The sequence below is a fragment of the Methylophilus sp. 14 genome (genome assembly GCF_015354345.1).
In the GTDB taxonomy this organism is placed as follows: Bacteria; Pseudomonadota; Gammaproteobacteria; order Burkholderiales; family Methylophilaceae; genus Methylophilus.
In genome coordinates this window covers 40,386-63,634 of sequence record NZ_JADKYS010000006.1, presented here as the reverse complement: position 1 = coordinate 63,634, position 23,249 = coordinate 40,386, and the positions used below count along the sequence as shown (strand labels likewise).

The window sequence follows — 23,249 nt, the reverse complement described above, 5'->3', positions numbered from 1 at the left end:
CGCCGCTTATTTTTGGTTTTTATGCATAACGGATATCGATAATTTCATATTCAATATCTGCCCCAGGCGTGACCACGCGCACGGTATCGCCCAAGTTTTTTGCCAATAGCGCCTTGGCCATGGGCGACACCCATGAAATATAGCCCTGCGCCGGATCCAGCTCGTCCTGACCAACAATACGGACAGTGATTTCGCTATCATCCCCCAGGTTAAACAGCGTCACCCAGGCGCCAAAATACACTTTTTCCGTATTAGTCTGCGTATTGCTGTAGACGATTTCTGCGGCATCCATGCGCTTGGTCAAAAAGCGAATACGCCCATCAATCTGGCGCAAGCGCTTTTTACCATAAATATAATCGCCGTTTTCGCTGCGGTCACCATTACCTGCGGCCCAGCTCACCACACGCACCACTTCGGGCCGGTCAACCTTAATCAGGTATTGAAACTCTTTTTCCAGCGCGGCATAGCCTTCCGGCGTAATGTAATTTTTCTGTTCAGCCATCTAAACCCAACTCTTTTGTGTAGGCGGTCATCAATCACATCATCATACAACGGATTGCCGCCACAGCCATCCAAGTTGCTACGGTCAAATGCGTGCCAACATGCACTCACCATCCTACGTCACAGGATGGTGAGTGCCCCTGCAAAGGCTACACGCTATTGTTCTCGCTATATGCGTCTGGTTTCCATCACCTTGCCATCTAGTGGATTCATGATCTGTATCTCTAATGCTGGCTCGCCAGCACCTTGTTCTAAGGCCACCCAGTCCACCGGGCTCAAGTTCAAAGCGATGTCAGCCGGAAACGAAACCTGCTTGCTCATCACCGCAGCGGGCTTGCCTTTCACAAACAGCTTGAGGTCAAACGTCACCGGCTGACCAGCACTTTGCAGTCGCACACTGCGGCAGGCATTGTCATGCTGCAGTTGCAGGCGTTGTTTGCCTTGCAACTGCAGATTGCTCAGCTCGTAGCGGCGCTGGTTGTCAAAGCTGGTGAGCGAAATACTCAGTTGCTTGTTTAGGGCTTGCTCGGCGGCTTCAAACACCACCGAATGCAAACGCTGCCCAGCCAACGATACATTCACCACATCACTGGTATTCGGGATCACGCTGGCGGTGAGCATCAGTTTTGCACCGCCTGAGGCAAGACCCAGCTGATAATCGCCCTGGCCTTGATTACGCACCTTCAAGGTCAACGCGCGCTGTTGGCGCAACACCTCATTGAGTACCGGCGCGGCTTGCGAAATCTCGGTCACCTCACGCCCGACCGTCTGTGATGCTTTGCTGGCCCCGCCTTTGAGCGGTTGCGTGCTGAGGCCGGTTTTAAACTTGGTCGATAGTCTGCCTGCGGGCAACGCGACCGGGCTCTGCTCTGACTGTAACTGCTTGGCAAGATCGGGACGCAAATGCAAGATAAAGTCTGGATACATTTTGTTGCTGGCAGGCGTCTGACTGAGATAGTAGAAATTAAATTGTTTACGCTTAAATAATTGGCCCAGACTCTTGCCCGTTTTCACTTTACCCACCTGCTTGGCCACATCACTGAATGTTCTTTGCGCATGATGCTCCACCGGCAACAGATTTTTAATCCGCGTCCTCTGATCAGTATTCAAGCTACCATCGCTTTTCATTAGCGTGTCGCCCTGCTCGTTGCTCACTTGCTCCAGCTCAGACGATTCCCCGGCAAAAATCAGATACATGCCACCAGTGAAAAAGGTTAAAAAAGCTTCCCAAAAAGGCGTTCTCGGTTGACTAGACAATTCGCTAAACGGCATGGCAAACATCCGCCCGCCATTAAACAGTCCGTCACCACCAGTCCATTTCTGATTTTTACCATGCTGATAGACAAAGGTATTGTTTTTAGGGTTGATGGTAATCACGCGGTCCCCGCCTTCATTGCTTTTGACTTTTGGAAAAGGCGAATTAGGGTTAGCCACATAGATGACCCACTCTTCTTCACTGCGTTTTTCCCAGCGGTAAGGCAACACCACATGCCCACCGACCGGCGAGATGCCCTCGGATAAGCAAATCAAGCTGTAGTTTTTTTGCTCAAAAGTCGTTTGTGAAAACTCAAAGTTTTGCACCGGGTCCCACATGCGCCCGCCTTTAATGGCATCAATCATATAGCTCACCTGGCTACCGCCTAACTGATAGCCAAACTTGATTGAAATATCGCGCGTCCGCTGGGCATCAAAATCATATTGTGAAATCAATGGCCGCGAGCTAGAGACGCCTTTGAGTGCATAAATCGCCTCCAGGCACATGCCAAAACAAGTCCCAGGTTTGGCGGCGCCCTTATAAACAGTCTCATAAAAAGCGCGGTTAAACGGATGAAAAAACCAGGTATCGTCAGCCTCTAAGTCGCTAAAGGTCGCAGCACACGTGTCAAAGCTTAACTCTTTAATTTTAGGGTTTTGAAAACGCCAGAACAGGTTCTCCCTGAAATGGGCACTGTCGGCCGGATCAATCACATTGTGATCAATAAACACAGTAAAACTCGCCCTGAATTTGCCATCGGGACCCCTGGCAAAAGTGCCTAGATCATTGCCTTGCAAATCAGGCAGCGAGGTATCCCACAAGGTCTCTACGCCAAATGATTTGCTAAATTTTGCGATCAGGTCATCGTCAAAATTTAAACCAGCATCAACATCATAAGCCTGCATATTGACGGTAAGGATGGCATTGCCGTCATTCAGCGGAAAGTCGCAAATCAAGCCTTCATCCGGGTTATTAAAGGTTTTTGTGCCTTGATTAGAATACTCACCAAACTGTTTTTCAAAGCGTAATGGCTGACCTTGCACAGGCTCAACCACTACTTGCGTGCGGACCAGTAAATCGTCATTGTCTTCGTCAGTTTCAAGCCGGGTCACCACCAGTTTTAAGCGGTTGACCAGACTGACCTGCCTGGTGGCGGCCTGCCATACCAGAATGCCATGCTCAAAATTATTAAAGCGGCAAACGTCATTTGGCGAGTTGGTTTCATCAGAAGTTGGAAAGCCCAACTCCCCGGCCGGACCACGGTGATGCGTTTGATATGCAGTGAGTAAATCACCATGCATTTCATGCGCCCCGCTAGCCCCACTCCAGTAAATAGAGCCTTGTTTAAAGTGGCTCACCGCACCAATGGCCTGGCTGCCTTTAAAAACAGGCAACTCATCACTGGTGGGATAGCCTAAAAAACTACTCTCTGCACCCATGCTGCGGTATTTTTGCAAAATATCACCATGCACTTCAAACGCACCGCTGGCCGGATGCCAGTAAATATCTGCCTGGTCACAAGCCACGGCATAGCCACCGTTGGCTGCGGCACGCTGATCGCTGGCGGGCAAGCCCAGCGCGCCTTTAACATCTGCATGGCTACGATAGGTCTGGTAACAGTAACCGTACATGACCACCGCATTGCCATTGGCACGCACCACAATCATGCCGCGCTCAAAATAGCAGACCTCACCGCCTTCGCCGGTGGGCAGAGTATCAGTGAGTGGAAAGCCCATGTAATCACGAATCGCACTATCGGTGCCGATCACTTTGTCGTTGCCCAGCGCTTGCGACTTCCATTTGCGCTCGACGGCTTCAGACAATACATGGGCACCATAATCGGCATGATAAAAAATCATGCCATGCTCAAAATCCTGAAAACGGCCCTGCCCACTGGGCGTGGCTTGCTCCTCACTCACCGGCTTGCCTAAGGCCCCTTGTTCACCGCCTAGCGCTTGATACTTTTGTTGAATCTCAGTCATGGCACTTCTCCCTTTATGGTATTTTTTTGGTATCTACATGGTTTCATAAAGGCCATTCAAATGCAATAAAATAATTAATCAAAGATAAATAAAATTAACAAAAAAGTGGGAAAATCCAGAACAGCGTCAATCTGCAAGTCGTTTTATAATGCAGCCATGATGCACGATTACGATGAATTGATTGCGCGGCTTAAAGTCAGTCAAAAAACCTCTGAGCCTTATTATCAGCAGCTCAAACGCAACATCCTGACGCTGATAGAAAGTGGTGAGATTGCACACGGCCATGGCTTGCCTTCTGAGCGCATGTTAGCGGAGGCGCTGAACCTGAGCCGGACCACCGTGCGCCGCTGCTATGAAGATTTACGTGCCAGCGGGCAAATTGATAGCGATGGCCGCGCAGGCACGCTGGTGAAAGCCGCACCTAAAATTTGCCCATCGCTGGGCAAATTAAAAGGCTTTACAGAAGAGATGCGCGAGGTTGGCATCACTGCCTCGGCCAAGATTGTGTCTCATCAGGTCATGTGCGATCGCACCATTGCTTCTATTTTTCAACGCCCTTCGACCTCAAGCTTTTTACGGCTGGTGAGAATTCGCCTGGGCGATGAGGTGCCGATGACGCGTGAAGTGGCTTGGTATGACTTGACGCTGGCACCGGCACTGGCCAACTGGGACCAGTCCGGCTCGGCTTATCAATACCTTGAGCAGCAGTGTGGTATTCAATTAAGCTGGGCAGAGCAGTCGATTGAAGCGGTGATGTGTAATGAAGAAGAGTCACGCGTATTTGATTTTGAGCAAAGCAGCCCTTGCCTGCTACTCAAACGCAAATCTTATTCGCAACAGCAGCAACTGGTGGAATACGTGGAAGGCACTTTTCGCGGTGACGCCTATACCTATCGCATCAAGCTAGAGGTCTAGTGCCGCATTGCCGTTGCATTGCGGCGACGGCCAGCGTATCGGGTAACGCTGCCAGCACACCGGGCGTTTGCACTACGCAAGCACCACAGGCATTGGCATGAGCCAGGGCTTGCGCCAGCGGCTCACCGCGCATCAAGGCCACGCACAAACCAGCAGAAAACGCATCGCCCGCCCCCAGTGTATCAACAGCCGTCACGGGCCACGCTGGCGCCACCACCCACTCCCCTGCTTGTGTCATCGCCACACTGCCCAATGCGCCTAGCGTCACCACCAACAAGTCGCCCGGCCACTGCTGATAAAACGCATGCATGGCTTGCCGCAAGGCAATCAGCGCGGTCTCTGGTGACGCTGTCAACAGCTCGGCAGACCATGCTAACAACTGCGCAGCTTCGTGTTGATTGACAATTAATATAGCCGTTTGCGACAGCAAGGCTTGCGGAATCGGCTGCCATGGAGAAGGATTCAGCACGGTTTGGCGCCCGGCTTGTCTGGCGAGCGCAAAGCACTGTTCAATTGCAGCCAACGAGGTTTCAAACTGGGCATAGACCAGGCTGGCAGACTGGATTGATGCCTGGGCGTGATCGACATGCGTCGCCGTGAGCAATTGGTTCGGCCCCAGATAGACGCTGACCATATTGGCACCATCAGCGGCGATTAAACCAGCGCCGTGCCCGGACTGTGATGCCAGCCGATAAGCATACACTGGCGTGATGGCGTGTTGTTGTAGCAGTTGCAATGCGGCATCTGCGGCGGCATCTTCGCCCAGCCCTAACAGCGCCGAGACCTCTACGCCCAAGCGACTGGCAGCGATCGCGACATTAAAGCCTTTGCCACCTGGCTCGCTAGACACCGCAGAAGCCGCCACTGATTCCCCCGCCTGCGGCAGACGCGTGACTGACCAGCAGCAGGCTTGGATAAAACTGGCAACAACAAATAAAGTCACGTTTAATGCAATCTAAAAAACGCCTGCGCTTAGTCTTCTTTCACTTCATCAATATCATAGACATAGTGGCTGGTCTCACCAAAGCAACTCGAAGGCACGCCTTTATGCTCTTTGTAGAGCAAGCGCACACGTTCGCCAGCCAGTTGGTTGACCTTGGTAATCACCGCCGGATCACGCACGGTAAAATAGAACTTCTCGGCCTGCGTGCCCGGCACGGTGACCAGCACCAGCTCGCCCTCCCAGGTTTTGCACACCCAGCCTTTGTGAGACAGTTTTTGCACATAGCCGATACGCTCGCCACTGGAATAGACCCAGGTCAGGCTAGCCCAGGTATAGAGGCTGAGCAACAGCAAGGGCAGCAAAATAATCCAGAACACCCATTTTAAAAATTTGGCAAAGGCCGACATCACACAACTCCGCAAGTTTTTAACATTTGTTCATCGCATTATCTTATAAAATACAGCGTTAAAGATAATAAATCCTGCTGATTACCCCCATGACCGCCACCCAAGCGCTACCCGACTCAGGCACCGTAATCTTGTGTGCATCCGCACGCCTGGCACAAGGCATCCGCCAGTGGTTGCAACTGGCTTATCAGCAACAAGGTCTGTTGCAATGGCAAGCCCCGCAAGTACTCCCCTTGCAAGACTGGCTTAACCAGCGCATCGAATACGCTATGTTGTGTGGGCAGATTGACATTGCCCAGGCACCGCTCGGCATGCTTTCCGCCACGCAAGAAGCCCTGCTGTGGGAGCAAGCGATTCAGCATTGTTTACGCCAGCATAGCGCGATTGATTTATTTAACACCAACGGCCTAGCCAGCGCCGCCATGGAGGCCAACCGCTACCTGATTGAGTGGAATATCAGCCTGGACATGGACAATGCGAGCGAAGAAACCCGCCAGTTTTTGCAGTGGCGCCAGCAGTTTCAAACCTTATGCAAACAAAGCGGCTACCTGGAAGGCGTACGTTACCAGACCTGGCAATTAGAGCAACTTCAACAGCACACTTTGACCTTGCCTGCCAGCATACAACTGGCTGGTTTTGACCGTATCAACCCGCATGTACAAACGCTGATAGAAATACTGCAAGCGTCTGACGTACAAGTCACGGCTTTTGATCATGGTGTGGCAGCACAGACGACTCAGCGCATGGAATGCACTGAAGCCATGGACGAAATGCGTGCGGCCGTGCACTGGGCGCAACAGCAGTTAAGCGCTAATCCGCAAGCAAGGCTGGCGATTGTCGTGCCCGAGCTGGATAGCCTGCGTGACACCCTGGCCAACCTGCTGGATGACACTTTTCACCCGGAAGCGCTGCATCCGGCGCAGGCAGACACGCCGCGCTGCTATGAGTTTTCACTAGGCTTGCCGTTGCATCGCTGGCCACTGGTGCAGTGTGCGCTCAACCTGCTACGCCTGGCATTCCAGGCGACGCCGTTGCCGCAATCAGAGCTATCGACGCTATTGGCGGATATCTACTGGTCGCAAGCACTGTATGAAGCCGACGCCCGCGCCGCACTTGATGCCGAGATGCGCCGCCAGTTACCGTTGCAAGTCAGTGCCCATAACTTTGCCCGCTTTGTCGCCCGCAAGCAGCAAGATGACTACCCGATTATCTGCCCGGCCCTGTATGCCGATTTAACGGCTTTGCTGACACAAGCCAAACAAACCCCGCGCAAACAAGTCCCTTCCGCCTGGGTGGTCAGTTTTACGGCATTACTGGCAGCCACACACTGGCCAGGCGAACGCAGCTTGTCCAGCCACGAACATCAGTGCCAGACCAAGTTTAAAAGTGTGCTGACACAACTGGCCGCACTGGATGCCTGGCTGGGGCCGGTAGATGCCATGAGTGCGCTGCACAGACTCTCGCAGTTATGCCAGGCGCAGATTTTTCAGCCGCAAACGGTGCGGCAGCCCAACATCACCGTCATGGGCATGCTGGAAGCCAGTGCGCAGCCACTCGATGGCGTATGGGTGATGGGCATGAACGACCATGTGTGGCCGCCCTTGTCGCGCACCAATGCGCTGATTCCGGCCGAGTTGCAGCGGCAGGCAGGCACCCCCAATGCCAGTAGCGAGGTGCAGATGGCGTTTGCGCGCCAGATTCACCAGCGCCTGCTGCGTTCGGCCAAACAAGTGATTTTTTCTTCTGCCCGCCAAGAGGGCGACCGTTTGCTGCGCACCAGCCCGTTGATTCAGGCGATCCCCGAAGCGAGTGCGACAGCAGGCACCGCCACGCTGGCCGAAACCCTGGCGCACAATAGCACACAAGACTGGCAATGGCTGGATGACCACCAGGCACCGCCGATACAAGACGGTGAGCATATCAGTGGCGGCACGGGTTTGCTACGTGCGCAAGCGCTGTGCCCTGCCTGGGCCTTTTATCAATACCGCCTTAAGGCCCGCAAACTGGACACGCCACACAATGGCTTGGACGCCATGCAGCGCGGCGACCTCATCCACCGCGTGCTGGCGGCCTTTTGGTCACAGCAAGCAACGCTGGATTGGCAAAGTGTGACCGCCAACGGCTTGAAAAACCAGCTCGACCAGATTGCCGCAGAGGTGATTGCTACCTTTAATACCGAGTTTGCCCAACCCTTCTCTGCCGTGTTTTGCCAACTGGAGGCCGAGCGCCTGAGTAAACTGGCGCTCACCTGGTTATGGCAGGTGGAGCGCGAGCGCCCGCAAGCATTTGCCGTCACCTCGGTCGAACAAGTGTTTAAACCACTCATTGAGGGCATACAGGTCAAACTGGTGATAGACCGTGTCGACACGTTGGCTGATGGCCGACTGGTGGTGGTGGATTACAAAACCGGCAGCATGCCTGACTTTAAAAACTGGGCGTCAGATAAAATCAGCGAGCCACAATTACCGATTTACGCCGCCTTTCTGCTACAAGATGCCGACATTGCCGCTGTGTGTTTTGGCAAGTTGCGGCTGACCGATGGCGGCTTTGCTGGTGTCGCCGCTGAAGACGACATCGTGCCCGGCATCAAGGCCTTTAACCACGAGAAAAACAAATTGTTTGACCCTGAGCAGTTCCCCGACTGGCCATCGGTACTCACGCATTGGCACACGCAAATCACACGCACCGCCCTTGCACTCAAAGCCGGTGAAGCTGCAGTGGTATTTGAGTCTGAACAAGACCTGGGTTATTGCGATGTACTGCCCTTGTTGCGCCTGCCCGAACGGCAATTGCAATTTGAGCACCTTCAGACCGGAGGTGCCGTATGAAAATGACCGAATCTGACTTCCAGCAAGCCTTGGCGCTGGATGCCGCCAACCGCGAGCGTGCGCTGGCGGTCGAATCGTTTATTGTTGAAGCCCCGGCGGGCGCCGGTAAAACCGAGTTGCTGACACAGCGTTTTCTCAAGCTGCTGCAGACCGTGCAGGCGCCCGAAGAGATTATCGCCATCACCTTTACCAATAAGGCCGCCTCGGAAATGCGGGCGCGGATTCTCGATAGCTTATTATTGGCAGACGCGGGAGTGCCGCCAGCAGCGCCGCACAAACAAATCACTTATGCCTTAGGCCAGCAAGCCTTGCGACGCTCGGCGGAGCTGCAATGGCACCTGCTCGCCAGCCCGGCGCGGCTGCGCATTTACACCATTGATTCGTTATGCGCCAACTTGGCGCGGCAAATGCCTTTACTCAGCCGATTTGGCACACAACCCGCCGTGACAGAAGATGCCTGGGCCTATTACCGTGAAGCGGCTGGCCTGGCATTGCAAACCATGGATGACGAGCGTCTGGGCGAACCGGTGCGCCGCGTGCTGCGCTATATGGATAATGACCAGGCCAAGCTGGAAAGCCTGCTGATGTCTATGCTGGCCAAGCGCGAGCAATGGCTGCATTTAAGCCAGGGAAAAGACCATGATCAGGCGCAAGACGCATTGGTTTACCTGATAGAAACTGAATTGCAAGCGGCACTGACAGCACTCCCTGCCCGCCTGCAACAATCACTGATGCCAATTGCGCGCTACGCCGCCAGCCAGTTGCCACCCGAGCATCCTCTATCGGCTTTGCTGGACTGGCAAACACCGTTCACTGCAAGCGTAGAAGAGTTACACAGTTGGCGTGCACTGACCGAGCTGCTACTCACCAGTAGCGGCGGTTTGCGCAAGCGGCTGGATAAAAACATTGGCTTAGCCGCCACCGACGAGGCTAAGCCCTATAAAGAAGCACTGACCGAGATACTGGCTGGTCTCGCCCAACACAGTGACAGCGAGCGTAGCCTGGCGCGCATCCGCCTGTTGCCGGACGCAAACGGCGAAGACGATACCATGATCCAGGCGCTGAGCCAGTTACTCAATATTGCCGCAGCACAACTATGGTTATGCTTTCAAGCGCAAAACGAGGTGGATTTTGTTGAAATCTCCCAACGTGCGTTTCAGGCGCTGCAAGAAGGCGATGAAGCTACTGAGTTGGCCATGCGGCTCGATTACCGTATCCAGCATTTGCTGGTCGATGAGTTTCAGGATACCAGCCCAATGCAGATTGACCTGCTTAAGGCGCTGACACGCGGCTGGCAGCCAGACGATGGCCGCACACTGTTTGCCGTCGGCGACCCCATGCAGTCGATTTACCGCTTCCGCAAAGCCAATGTCGGCCTGTTTCTCAATGCCGCCCTGCACGGTATAGGCGATATTGCGCTGACACCTCTCAAGCTGTGGCGTAACAACCGCTCCCGCCCGCCGGTAGTGGACTGGATCAATCAGACCTTTCAAGGCATGCTGCCTGCGCACGACGCGCCACAGCAAGGCGCGATTGCTTACCGGCCATTTGTCGCCACACGCGCCGAGGCCTCGGGCGCAGGCGTGTTTGTGCATCCACTCATCACGCCTGTGAATAGTGAAGACGAAGAACCGGCCGATATCCGTCACCTCGAAGCCGAGCAGATTATCCGTATCATCCAGCAAACGCGTGCTGACAAACCAGACGCGACCATCGCCGTGCTGGTGCGCGCCCGCAAACACTTGCATGCACTGGTGACAGAAATGCGCCGCAATCATGCCGAGCTCAGTTTTCAGGCAGTGGAGATTGAAGAGTTGGCGAATCGGCAGATTGTGCAAGACTTGCTCACACTGACGCATGCGCTGCATCAACGTGCCGACCGCGTGCACTGGCTGGCACTGCTGCGTGCGCCCTGGTGCGGCCTGACACTGGCCGACATGCATGCACTCATCGGCCAGGATGGCCAGCGCAGCGTGCTTAGCCTATTAAGCGACGACCACATTCTCGCCCGCTTAAGTGCAGACGGACAAACCCGCGCGCGCCATGTGCGCGAGGTGATGCAAAGTGCATTGCAGTGGCGTGGCCGCACCACGGTCAGCCGCTGGGTGCACAACACCTGGCTGCGGCTGGGCGGCGCCAATTGCCTGTGGAATGAAAGCGACGTACAGGACGTGCAGGCTTTTTTTGCCCGTATCGCCGCACTGGAGCAACACGGCCAGTTTAACCCGCAAGCGCTGGCCGACGATGTACAAAAGCTTTACGCCGCGCCCGACGCTAAAGCGGACGCCAGTTTGCAGTTTATGACCATCCATAAATCCAAAGGCTTGGAGTTTGACACGGTTATTTTGCCCGGTCTGGATGGCAGCAATCCACCCGATGACGCCAAGCTGGTGATCTGGGAAGAAGTGCCGATGGAAGACGGCCACACCGAACTGGTTGCCGCCCCGTTTGTGCCCACCGCACTCAAACGCCAGCAAGCGACGATCACCACGTATGACTACCTCAACGACCTCGACAAAACCCGCGCCGCCTACGAAGACGCCCGCGTGCTGTATGTCGCCGCCACGCGTGCTGAACGGCAACTGCATTTACTGGGCGCCGCCAAGCCCGACAAAAGTGGCGAGCCACAAGCGCGTAAAAACAGTTTTCTGCATTTGTTATGGCCCGCAGTGCAGCAGTGGTTTAGCAACGAACACGATATTGTCAGCCGCTACCCCAGTGCGCAACAAGAGGCTGATATCCGCCAGTTTGTGCCCAAGCTGATTCGTTTACGCGAAGCCAGCACGCCCGCCATCTTGCAAGCGACACCACACGAAACGCACACGGGTTATCAGGCCACAACCGAAAACGATAGCGCCCACCGGTTGGAAGCCGATATTGGCACCCTCGCCCATTTGTATTTGCAACTCATCGCCGAGCAAGGCTTGGCTGCCTGGCAGACGCATGAAAAAAACGCATTTTTATCGCTGCAACACCCCATGCAACGCTGGTTTAAACAGCAAGGCTACAGTGATAGCGAAGCCAGCCAGGGCGCCAGCCAAGTCGCTCTATTATTAACCACCACCTTGCAATCCGAGGACGGCCGTTGGGTGTTACAGCCACATGCACAGGCAGCCTCGGAACTGGCGATTGAGCAACTCAGCGAAGGTAAAAAAGTCATAGACCGTACCTTTGTTGCAGAGGGCGTACGCTGGATTGTTGACTATAAATCAATACCGGTCAGCCCCAATGAAAACCTGTCAATCTTGGCCGCCACCTTCAAGCCGCAATTAGCGGCGTATGCGCAATTGTTTCAGACTGAGGATTTGCCAGTGAAAACTGCGATTCTGTTTTTGAGTGCAGGCAAGTTAACGCCTGTCGACCTATTAAAGGAAACATGATGATAGAAAAACAAGCCATTTTAGACGCATTCAACTTCCGCCATGCCTGCAAAGAGTTTGATGCCAGCAAGCAGATTCCTGCCGAGGAATTTGAATTTATTCTGGAAGCCGCCCGCCTCTCGCCCAGCTCATTCGGCTTTGAACCCTGGCACTTTATTGTCGTGCAAGACAAGGCGCTACGCGAAAGCCTCAAGCAACATGCCTGGGGGGCGCCACTCAAGCTGGATACCGCCAGCCATTTTGTACTTTGCCTGGCCATGAAATCACCGTTTTTAGACCCCCAAGGCCCATATTTGCCCCAGTTTATGCGTGAGGTACAACATCACCCGCAAGAAGTGGCCGATATGCGCCTGGGCTTTTATACGCAGTTCCAGCAATCTGACTTTGACCTCAGTGACGAACGCAAACTGTTCGACTGGGCAGCCAAACAATGCTACCTGCCACTGGCGAACATGATGACCGTCGCCGCCATGCGCGGCATCGATAGCTGCCCGATTGAAGGCTTTAAGCAAAAAGAGACCGATGCCTTATTGGCCGAGCAGTTTGGCGTGAATCTGCAAGACTATGGCCTCGCCTACATGGTGGCGTTTGGTTACCGTAAAGTTGAACCCAAAGCGAAAACACGCAGAGCCTTGTCGCAAATAGTCACCTGGAAGTGAGCCCACGCCAAGCGCGTTTAAATGCTTAAGGCAAAACACCACGTTTAAACGCTTCAAGCATTGGCCTTAAAGAGCTATTTAAATCACTTGCCTAGCTTTGATACAGTCTGGTTACAAACTAAACTCAATGGGGTAATCGATGAAATCTGTGTTATCAAAGGTATTCGCTTGCAGTGCACTTATGTTGGCAGGTATGGTGTTGACAAGTGTGGCCGCCAACGCCGCTGTAGTCCCTTCGCCCCCAATGCATGTGATTGGGCATTACAGCATGTTAGAGCTTGTAGCCGATGATGATCAGGCTGACAGCTCAGAGGCAGAAACCATGCTCGCCTAAAAATGATTTTGATACGCTACCAAAATAAAAAGGCCGGTTAACCGGCCTTTTTATGTTTCACACCTTAGAACCTTTGTGATTGTTTGAAACGGACCGATTACTCCGCCTCGTTCTTAAAATGCCTGCGCACATACCAGGCCAAAAACACCACACCCAAGGCTGCAATCACATAATGCGACTCATGGAAGTAGACTTTCAAATCCTCCCAATGCTCGCCTGCCTTCATGCCCACATAGCCAAGTACAAAGCACCAAATCAACGAACCGACAAAAGTATATGCCACAAAGCGCGTCATATTCATGCGCGCCACACCCGCCGGGAATGCAATAAAGGTACGAACCGCAGGCAATAAGCGGGCAATAAAAATAATAATCTCGCCATGCTGCGCAAACCAGCGATCAGCCATATCGAGGTCTTTTTTGCTGATCAGCACATATTTGCCAAATTTCTCAACCAATGGGCGACCACCGTACATGCCCAGGTAATACGCTGGAATCGACCCCACCACGCAACCAATCGCCCCCGCCAGCGCAATGCCCCACAAAGTCATTTCGCCTTTAGTCACCAAAAACCCGGCAAATGGCATGATGATTTCCGAAGGTAAAGGAATACAGGCCGACTCAATCGCCATCAGCAACACAATGCCGCCGTAGCCCATGGTGGAGATGACAGTAATGATCCAGGTGGCCACCGCGGCTAATAATTTTTCGAGCATTTAAATACGACTTTCTTTATTTTAAACAACCACTTTAATACAACTTGTTCACGCCCTAAAGAGCTATATATGAAATCATCCCAATTTCATAAAATTATCAAATTACACACTTGAACTTTGATTGCTTTCAATGTAGTGTTTCTTTACTTTAAATAACAATACTAACAACCATAATTATGAAATTACAATACAACAGCTTAGAAGAGTTTGATTTGGGAGCTTTGGATACCGCGATATCTAGTGCCTTTAACACACCAACCACCTTTTTAAATAATTTTGACCTCGACTCAATCACTGCGACCAGTGGCAACAACACCCGAGTAACCGGTTACGATAATAATGGCAACCAAATTGTCATTAGAGGCAATCACTTTGTAGATGATTCCCCGATAATCACAGTGACTTCTGTTGATTTTAGCAATTCAAGTACGGGATCTTTCAAAGTTGCCGGGAATGTATCGTTAAATTATTACACTGGATACTACACTGGATACTACTCATCTTTTACATATCAATCAAAAACAAATAATGAGTCAATTCAATATGTTGGAAGATTAAATGTTAGTAGTTATTCAGCAGATATAACCGGCGGCACATTAACGCAGATGTCTGTCGTCAATAACGATTTCTCCTACAGTCTAAAAGGCAATATTTCAGTTAATGCTGACGTAGATATTATTGGTGGTACAGTCTCAGACTTCTCTCTATCTGATGCAAATGGAAACTCGTTATCGTTTAGCGGCATGTCTTTAAGTGCGTTAACATTTGAGCAACTTTCTGATTTCCAAGCCAATTCAGATCTCACAAACTTATTCAATTACATTAGCAACAATCTTTCTGGAAATTTCTCAATTCAAGCTGGTAGTGGTGATCAAACACTCGTTGGCAATGAAGGTAACAATACACTTGATGGCGGCATTGGTAACGACACTCTTAATGGTGGAGATGGTTTAGATACACTCATAGGTGGTGCTGGAAATGATTCTCTCGACGGTGGCGCTGGCGTAGACAAGCTTATCGGCGGCAATGGCGACGACACTTACATCGTTGACCTCGTACGTACTGGTACTGCTCCTGCTAACTACAAAGTCGCACTGCAAGATACCATCACTGAAACTGCTGTCGCAGGTTCTGGTACTGACACGGTCATATTGCGTGGCACCTTTACTGAACCAACCACTTTCACCACCCTTACTTTGGGCGCTAACCTTGAGAACCTGGATGCTTCAGACACAGGGTTAACCAAACTCAACCTCACAGGCAATGCGCTCGCTAACACCCTCACTGGCAATGATGCTAACAACATCCTCGATGGTGGCGCTGGCGTAGACACTCTACGTGGCGGCGAAGGGGATGATACTTATATCCTAGACCTCAAAGCCACTGCCGGAGTGCTTTCGATTGACGATACAGTAGTAGAATTTAATGGCACAACCGATGGCATTGATACCATCAAGCTGCGTGGTGCTGTCACACTCACCGAGGCTAAAACGCTGTCGCTTGATAGCTCTGGTGATATTTCATGGGTGCATGTTGAGAACATAGATGCATCTGCTACTGGGGCAACCAAGCTCAACCTGACAGGCAGTGAATTTAATAACACCCTGATTGGCAATGCTGCCGCTAACATTATTGATGGTGGTATGGGCGACGACACGCTGGATGGCGGCGCGGGTAACGATACGCTGATTGGTGGGTTGGGCAGTGACACCTTAAACGGCGGTACAGGTGCTGACTCTATGACTGGCGGCGATGGTGATGATACTTATATCGTCGATAACATCGCTGACGCCATCACTGAACTAGAAGACGAAGGCACTGACCTCGTCAAAGCAAGTGTCAGTTATACCCTAGGTGCAAACCTGGAGAATCTGACACTGACTGGTACTGCTGCGATTAACGGCACCGGTAATGACTTAGATAATGTCATCACAGGCAACGCTGGTAACAACATACTCGATGGTGGTGCCGGTATTGACAGCATGGAAGGTGGCAAAGGCAACGATACCTATATCGTCGATGACGAAGATGACGAAGTGATTGAAGCTGCAAATGGGGGTACTGACCTCGTTAAAGCAAGTGTCTCGTACACACTGGATTACGCTAATGCTGCCAATGTTGAGAACCTCACGCTTACTGGCAATGATCATATCAATGGCATCGGCAATGCTCTGGCAAACACAATTACTGGCAATGCAGGCGATAACATCCTTGACGGTGGCGCTGGCGTAGACAAGCTTATCGGCGGCAATGGCGACGACACTTACATCGTTGACCTCGTACGTACTGGTACTGCTCCTGCTAACTACAAAGTCGCACTGCAAGATACCATCACTGAAACTGCTGTCGCAGGTTCTGGTACTGACACGGTCATATTGCGTGGCACCTTTACTGAACCAACCACTTTCACCACCCTTACTTTGGGCGCTAACCTTGAGAACCTGGATGCTTCAGACACAGGGTTAACCAAACTCAACCTCACAGGCAATGCGCTCGCTAACACCCTCACTGGCAATGATGCTAACAACATCCTCGATGGTGGCGCTGGCGTAGACACTCTACGTGGCGGCGAAGGGGATGATACTTATATCCTAGACCTCAAAGCCACTGCCGGAGTGCTTTCGATTGACGATACAGTAGTAGAATTTAATGGCACAACCGATGGCATTGATACCATCAAGCTGCGTGGTGCTGTCACACTCACCGAGGCTAAAACGCTGTCGCTTGATAGCTCTGGTGATATTTCATGGGTGCATGTTGAGAACATAGATGCATCTGCTACTGGGGCAACCAAGCTCAACCTGACAGGCAGTGAATTTAATAACACCCTGATTGGCAATGCTGCCGCTAACATTATTGATGGTGGTATGGGCGACGACACGCTGGATGGCGGCGCGGGTAACGATACGCTGATTGGTGGGTTGGGTAATGACACCTTAAAAGGCGGCCTGGGTGCAGATATATTCAAGTGGACTGCAAGCGACCTGGTGGCGCCTGGTGATGTCTCAGGCAACACGGATACCATTACTGACTTTTCTATTGCGCAGAAAGATCAGTTGGACTTGAGAGATCTGCTGATAGACAACACACAAATCGAAAACTATATCGACATTGTCTTTGAAAGCGGTTCAACGCATATTCGTATTAGCTCAACAGGAGAATTTGCCAACGGCACTTATGACGACGCTAAAGAAGATGCTCATATTGTTCTATCTAACCTTAACTTGTTTACTGCGACAAAAACGGCAGCAAACAATGACGCGCAATTGATTGGTTATCTGACGCACAACAATTACTTGCTGACCGACTAGCGCCTAATCGACCTGACTGAGCCTGTGTAATACGAGGGATGCCTAAAAAACAGGCACTCTCTCGTATTTTAGTGATAAACCGACTGTTGAGCTGAAATGACCGCCCCCACCCCTTACACCACCAGTGAAATCTCCATCTTTGATGCTAGCTCAAGCTCAAGCAACCCTTACATCAACGTATTGTTGCTGGGTAACAAATGGGGTGGTCCGATTGGCAGTGCTGCAACGGTTTACTATAGTTTCCCGACTTCGAGAAATGATGCGTATTGGTCGCAAGACCCGATCAACGGCTATGACTTTGATGAGACATCCGACGGCACACCCGACTATGTATCACTCACCCCACTCACCAGTAGTCAACAAAACGGCATTACGCTGGCATTAAACGCTTGGGCCAATGTCGCCAACCTGGACTTTATTAAGGTTAATGAAACGCCTACGGCAGTGGGCGACATCCGCGTTGGCTTTACCAGTGGTGGCTCCATGTCGCCTGAGCTTTATGCTTACACCTACACTGTTGACCCATACTGGTATGACTATTCTGACATTATCCCTTACACGAGAAGTGGTGATATCTGGTTTAACAAAAACCAGCCTGATCAACCCGGTAATAATTTTGCAACAGGGGCTATGGGGTATTTTGCGGGCTTGCATGAGATTGGCCATGCACTAGGTCTTGATCACTCATTTGCAGAGGAAGAAGGCGATATCGGGTTACCGATTGATCTTGACTATATTCAATATACCGTCATGAGCTACTCAGACCGCCCAGGGCTCAACTTCGATGGATTGAACGAATATTATCCGACGACGCCCATGCTGTATGACATTTTAGCCATTCAACACTTATACGGTGCTAACAACGACTATAACGTGAATGACAATGTGTATGTATTCTCATCTTCGCAACGTTATTACCAAACAATTTGGGATGCTGGCGGTAATGACACTATTAAGTATGTTTCATCTACGGGAGGAGTCATTAACCTTGAGGCAGGCTCCTTCAGCCAATTGGGCAAAACTTTTAAAGTAGGCTTTAATAATGCCGCAGTGCAACAAGACAATATTGCAATTGCGTTTAATGTCGTGATTGAGAATGCTACGGGTGGTAGTGGTAACGACAGAATTACCGGCAACAGTGGGAATAACATATTAGACGGGGGTGCAGGTGCTGACACCATGGCGGGGGGTGACGGTAATGATACTTACATCGTCGACAACGTTGCAGATTCCGTCATTGAAGCGCTAAACGAAGGCACAGACCTCATCAAAGCCAGTATCAGCTTTAAGCTGGCAGACAATGTAGAGAACCTGACGCTCACTGGCACTGCTACCATCAATGGTACCGGTAATACTTTAGATAACATCATCACAGGTAATGCTGGTAACAATACTCTGGACGGTAAAGGCGGCATTGATACCCTGAGTGGTGATAAAGGTAACGACACGTATATTGTCGACGATGAAGATGTGACTGTTATTGAACGAGCGAATGAAGGCATTGACCTCGTTAGAGCAAGTATCACTTACACACTTGATGCGACTAATGTTGCCCATGTAGAAAACCTGACACTTACCGGAACGAATGCTATCAATGGCACTGGCAACGCACTCGCAAACACCATCACAGGTAATGCAGGCAATAACATCCTTGACGGTGGTGCTGGTGTAGACAAGCTCATCGGTGGCAACGGCAACGATACTTACATCGTTGACCTCGTCCGTACAGGCACTACCGCTGCCAACTACAAAGTAGCTCTGCAAGACACTATCACTGAAACCGCTGTTGCATACTCAGGCATTGATACTGTGCAACTACGTACCATTTATACAGGCATGCTCAATGCATCCACAATCACATTAGGCGCTAACCTTGAGAACCTCGACGCCTCATTGACTGCTGACACTAATCTCAACCTAACAGGTAACGGACTCGCCAACACTATCATTGGCAATGATTCAGATAACATTGTTGATGGTGGTGCTGGTACAGACACACTCGTCGGTGGGCTTGGTAACGACACTTACATCCTTGACCTTAAGATTTCAGCGGGCAGCATCAACTTTGACGACACCGTGACTGAATATAGCGGTACATCGCAAGGGATCGACACGATCAAACTGCGCGGTAGCGCAACCCTATCATCAACGATTGATGTTTCTCTTAACCGTTGGACTAATATTGAAAACATTGATGCTTCAGCTACGGGTACTACCAAACTCACTCTCAAGGGTAACGATGAGGACAACACCCTCATTGGCAATAACGCAGCCAATATTCTGGAGGGCGGATTGGGGAACGACACCCTGAATGGCGGTGCTGGTGCAGACAGAATGATAGGCGGCAAGGGTTGGGATACTTATTATGTAGATAACATTGGTGATGTCATTATCGAGCAGGTGAATAGCGATACCTTTTTAGCAGACGAAGGCGTCGATACTATCCTATCCTCTATTAGCCTCTCTCTCGCTAATTATGCCAATGTTGAATATCTCACGCTGCTGGGTACCGCACATTTAAATGCAACCGGCAATGCAGGCAGTAACTTGTTGATAGGAAACTCAGGCAACAATATTTTAGATGGCGGCGGCAATCGGGACGATATGCAAGGTGGTGCGGGCAATGATACTTACATTGTTGATGATATTAACGACCAAGCGATTGAAACCATTGCTGGAGCAGCCGGCGGTATTGATATCGTCTTATCATCAGTAAGTTTTGCGCTGAATTACAATGTCGAGAACCTCACATTAACAGGTACTGAAAATATTGATGGCTATGGTAACGAGTTAAATAACATTATCAGAGGCAATGCAGGCAATAACCGGCTAAGTGGTGGCTGGGATGGCTCAGACACACTCATAGGCGGTGCTGGTAATGACATCTATGAGGTGACTTACTTATTTGCGAGTGCAGCCAAACCTGTGACACAAGATACCGTGATAGAGAGCCTGAATGCTGGCATAGATAGCATTATTCTCTCTGCCGCAGGCAATAATGGTCTCATGAACAAATACTTAATGCCGCTCAACGTAGAGAACTTAGATGCCAATAATACCTATGGCGCATTCTCCCACTTTATCGGTAATAGCTTAGCCAATTACATTATTGGCAATGACTACTCGCATACATTTGACGGTGGTGCAGGCGTAGACACCTTGGTAGGCGGAAATAGCAGTGACACATATATTGTAGACCTTATTACTAATATCAATGCGGGAGCCACTGCAGCTAGCTTGCAGGATATTATTATTGAGGATGCCTCAGGTGATGGCAGTGACACGATTCAACTAAGAGGCAACGTTAAGCTCACAACGGCTACGACGCTTACTCTTAACGGTGGCCTAGCCAACGTAGAAAACCTGGATGCAAGCCTGACTTCTTCTAGCAAACTCAACCTCACTGGCAACGATGCAAATAATGTCCTGACCGGAAATGCTGCAGCAAACACCTTAACTGGCGGCCTTGGTGACGATACACTAAATGGCGGCACAGGTGCTGATACCATGATTGGTGGCGATGGCGATGATACTTATGTCGTCGATAACATTGCCGACCAAGTCATTGAGAACGATGGCGAAGGTGTAGACTGGGTCAAGACAAGTGTCAGCTATACACTGAGCAATTATGTCGAGTTCCTTGAGCTGACTGGAACGTCTGCCATTAATGGTACAGGTAACGATCTAACCAACTTCATCAAAGGTAATACAAGCAACAATATACTCGATGGTGGGGCTGGTGCAGACACCCTCATCGGCGGTAAAGGCAACGATACCTACATCGTCGATGATGAGAATGATTTCGCGGTTGAAGATCTCAACGAAGGCACTGACCTCGTTAAAGCAAGTGTCAGTTATACCCTCTCAGATAACGTTGATAACCTGACCCTGACTGATGGCTCAGCAAACGGTGGCACCGCCGCCCTGAATGGCACCGGTAACGCTCTCGCAAATACCATCACAGGCAATGCAGGCAACAATATCCTTGACGGTGGTGCTGGCGTAGACAAACTCATCGGTGGCAATGGTGATGATACTTATATTGTCGATAATCCATTGGATGTCGTCATTGAGTTAACGAATAAGTATAGCAACACGACGCAAGCAGAAAATGGTGATAGCGACAATGCACGCTTTTCATCCGATGGTAAGTTCGTGATTTTCTCGAGCACCGCAACGAACCTGTTACCAGACAACACAGATCTTTTACAAATACGTGAAGTTTTTCTAAAAAACCTCCAAACAGGTGAAATACAATCAATAACAAATAATGCGCAGGGTAAGCAAGCAAATGGCAATGCTGATGCTATTTTATCGAGTAATGGTGAATTTTCCCTTATCACAAGTAGTGCAAGTAATTTAGTAGCAAATGACCGCAATAACTTACAAGATGTATTTCTCAAAAATTTAATTACAGGTGAAACTAAACTTATTTCAACGAACGCCTCAGGCGATCAAGCAAATAAAGCATCTTCTGGGATGGATATATCTGCTGACGGACGATATGTATTATTAAAAAGCTTTGCAAGTAACTTAGTCTCTAATGGATGGTCTCATTCAGGAGTTTATATTAAGGACACGCAAACAGGAGTTGTTGAAAAACTCGTCACTGGAAACCATGCGATCGGAACAGCTGCATTCTCACCAAACGGAGACTACGTGATATTTGAGAGCAGTGAAGCAAGTCTTACAGGGGACTATGCTGGGTCGCGCAATCAAATACTGATCAAAAATCTTCAAACAGGCACGGTAGAAGTAGTGACAAAAGATAACAATGGCGAATTTTATAATGCCGGCAGTGGTAGAGCCTTTTTCTCACCCGATGGAAATTCTATTATTTTTTCAAGCGCAGCAACTAATATCGTTCCAGTGAGTAATGGTCGATTTGGATATTCAGTTAGTCAAGTTTTTGTAAAAAACTTGTTAACAGGCGAGGTTCAGCTAGTATCTACAAATGCAAACGGCATACAAGGGGATGATGCAAGTATCTCATACGGTTTTTCACCAGATGGAGCTCATGTTTTAATCAGCAGTTATGCAAATAATTTAATTCCAGATTCAGCCAATTTATATTCAAACGATATTTTTCTTAAGAATATCGTAACGGGTGAAATACAGCGAATCACATCCGATGCCGAAGGTAACGCAGGAGATTATCTAGTTAACAATAATAGCCGCAACCCAAGTTTTTCTGCAGATGGACGCTATGTTATTTTTAGCAGTTCCTCAACAAATCTAGTACCTAATGACACAAACTTTAGCGATGATGTATTTATAAAAGATACGCTGACTGGCGAGATTCAGAGAATCTCAACTCCACAAACCAATTATGGTGGAGGTATCGACGAAGTGAAAGCTAGTATAAGTTATACACTTGGCGCTAATCTTGAGAATCTCACGCTGACTGGTACAGCTATCAATGGAACAGGCAACAACCTTAATAATGTGATTACCGGAAACAGTAGCAACAACACACTGTCCGGCGGTGCAGGCAATGACACACTTTATGGCGGCGCTGGGAATGACTTGCTTGCAGGCGGGACAGGCAATGATAGCTTAAATGGTGGCGCAGATAATGATACGCTGATAGGTGGCATAGGTAATGACATCCTCATTGGCGGAACAGGTGCCGATACCTTTGTATGGGCGCTTGCGGACAAAGGCAGTAATGGAAAGCCCGCGATAGATAAAATCGCAGACTTTAGTTCAACTGAAGATAAGCTAGATTTAAGAGATTTATTGATTGGTGAATCCAGCGGAAATATTCTGAACTATCTGGACATCACGACTAGCGTCACCGCGGGTGTAACCAATACCGAGCTTAGAATTAGCAATACTGGCGGGTTTATTGGCGGCAACTACTCTTCAGCCACAGAAAATCAGCACATTACCTTAATTGGCCTAAACTTGCTTGCCGGTACAAATGAGGCTGATTTAATTGCTAGCTTAATTAGTCAAAACAAACTAATCATCAATGCTTAACAACTTACGCTAAGCTTGACCAAAAGGCCAATACAAA

12 protein-coding genes are annotated in these 23,249 nt (G+C 50.1%); 7 read left to right on the top strand and 5 right to left on the bottom strand.

The features are described from left to right. Positions 1–19: 19 nt before the first annotated feature. Together greB and INP78_RS12670 are read right to left on the bottom strand one after the other, a co-directional pair. Positions 20–502, bottom strand: coding sequence for a transcription elongation factor GreB (greB, locus tag INP78_RS12675; protein ID WP_194742564.1), 483 nt, complete (start codon positions 500–502; stop codon positions 20–22). 167 nt (positions 503–669) lie between these two features. Next, complete coding sequence (locus INP78_RS12670) at positions 670–3,738, bottom strand: LGFP repeat-containing protein (protein ID WP_194742563.1); 3,069 nt, start codon at positions 3,736–3,738, stop codon at positions 670–672. Between the two features lie 156 nt (positions 3,739–3,894). Here INP78_RS12670 and INP78_RS12665 point away from each other — a divergent pair, with 156 nt between their 5' ends. Beyond that, the gene (locus INP78_RS12665) at positions 3,895–4,653 is read left to right on the top strand and encodes a GntR family transcriptional regulator (protein ID WP_228522880.1); all 759 of its coding nucleotides are present in this window, start codon (positions 3,895–3,897) and stop codon (positions 4,651–4,653) included. Here INP78_RS12665 and INP78_RS12660 read toward each other — a convergent pair. Both INP78_RS12660 and INP78_RS12655 read right to left on the bottom strand, forming a co-directional pair. After that, entirely contained in the window at positions 4,637–5,596 is a 960-nt protein-coding gene (locus tag INP78_RS12660; RefSeq protein WP_368667994.1) for a PfkB family carbohydrate kinase, read from the bottom strand. The two genes, INP78_RS12665 and INP78_RS12660, sit on opposite strands and share 17 nt — an antisense overlap. Positions 5,597–5,625: 29 nt before the next feature. After that, complete coding sequence (locus INP78_RS12655; protein ID WP_194742562.1) at positions 5,626–6,003, bottom strand: hypothetical protein; 378 nt, start codon at positions 6,001–6,003, stop codon at positions 5,626–5,628. An 89-nt stretch (positions 6,004–6,092) separates the two neighbouring features. Here INP78_RS12655 and INP78_RS12650 point away from each other — a divergent pair, with 89 nt between their 5' ends. The 4 genes from INP78_RS12650 (at position 6,093) to INP78_RS12635 (ending at position 13,204) form a co-directional block, all read left to right on the top strand. Then, complete coding sequence (locus INP78_RS12650) at positions 6,093–8,831, top strand: PD-(D/E)XK nuclease family protein (RefSeq protein WP_194742561.1); 2,739 nt, start codon at positions 6,093–6,095, stop codon at positions 8,829–8,831. Next, positions 8,828–12,211, top strand: coding sequence for an exodeoxyribonuclease V subunit beta (locus INP78_RS12645; RefSeq protein WP_194742560.1), 3,384 nt, complete (start codon positions 8,828–8,830; stop codon positions 12,209–12,211). The genes INP78_RS12650 and INP78_RS12645 overlap by 4 nt, the downstream gene beginning before the upstream one ends. Next, positions 12,208–12,870: an NAD(P)H-dependent oxidoreductase gene (locus INP78_RS12640; protein WP_228522879.1), complete on the top strand. Its 663-nt coding sequence runs from the start codon at positions 12,208–12,210 to the stop codon at positions 12,868–12,870. Before INP78_RS12645 ends, INP78_RS12640 begins: the two co-directional genes overlap by 4 nt. 181 nt (positions 12,871–13,051) lie before the next feature. Then, positions 13,052–13,204, top strand: a complete 153-nt coding sequence (locus INP78_RS12635; protein WP_194742633.1) for a hypothetical protein — start codon at positions 13,052–13,054, stop codon at positions 13,202–13,204. Positions 13,205–13,301: 97 nt separating this feature from the next. On the opposite strand, the gene INP78_RS12630 is transcribed toward INP78_RS12635, so the two are convergent. Then, a complete protein-coding gene (locus INP78_RS12630) occupies positions 13,302–13,919 on the bottom strand; it encodes a DedA family protein (protein WP_194742559.1) in 618 nt (205 codons plus the stop codon). 605 nt (positions 13,920–14,524) lie between these two features. Here INP78_RS12630 and INP78_RS14665 point away from each other — a divergent pair. Together INP78_RS14665 and INP78_RS12600 are read left to right on the top strand one after the other, a co-directional pair. Continuing rightward, the gene (locus tag INP78_RS14665) at positions 14,525–17,230 is read left to right on the top strand and encodes a calcium-binding protein (protein WP_305076182.1); all 2,706 of its coding nucleotides are present in this window, start codon (positions 14,525–14,527) and stop codon (positions 17,228–17,230) included. Between the two features lie 96 nt (positions 17,231–17,326). Next, positions 17,327–23,212: a matrixin family metalloprotease gene (locus INP78_RS12600; protein ID WP_194742558.1), complete on the top strand. Its 5,886-nt coding sequence runs from the start codon at positions 17,327–17,329 to the stop codon at positions 23,210–23,212. Positions 23,213–23,249 lie beyond the last annotated feature (37 nt).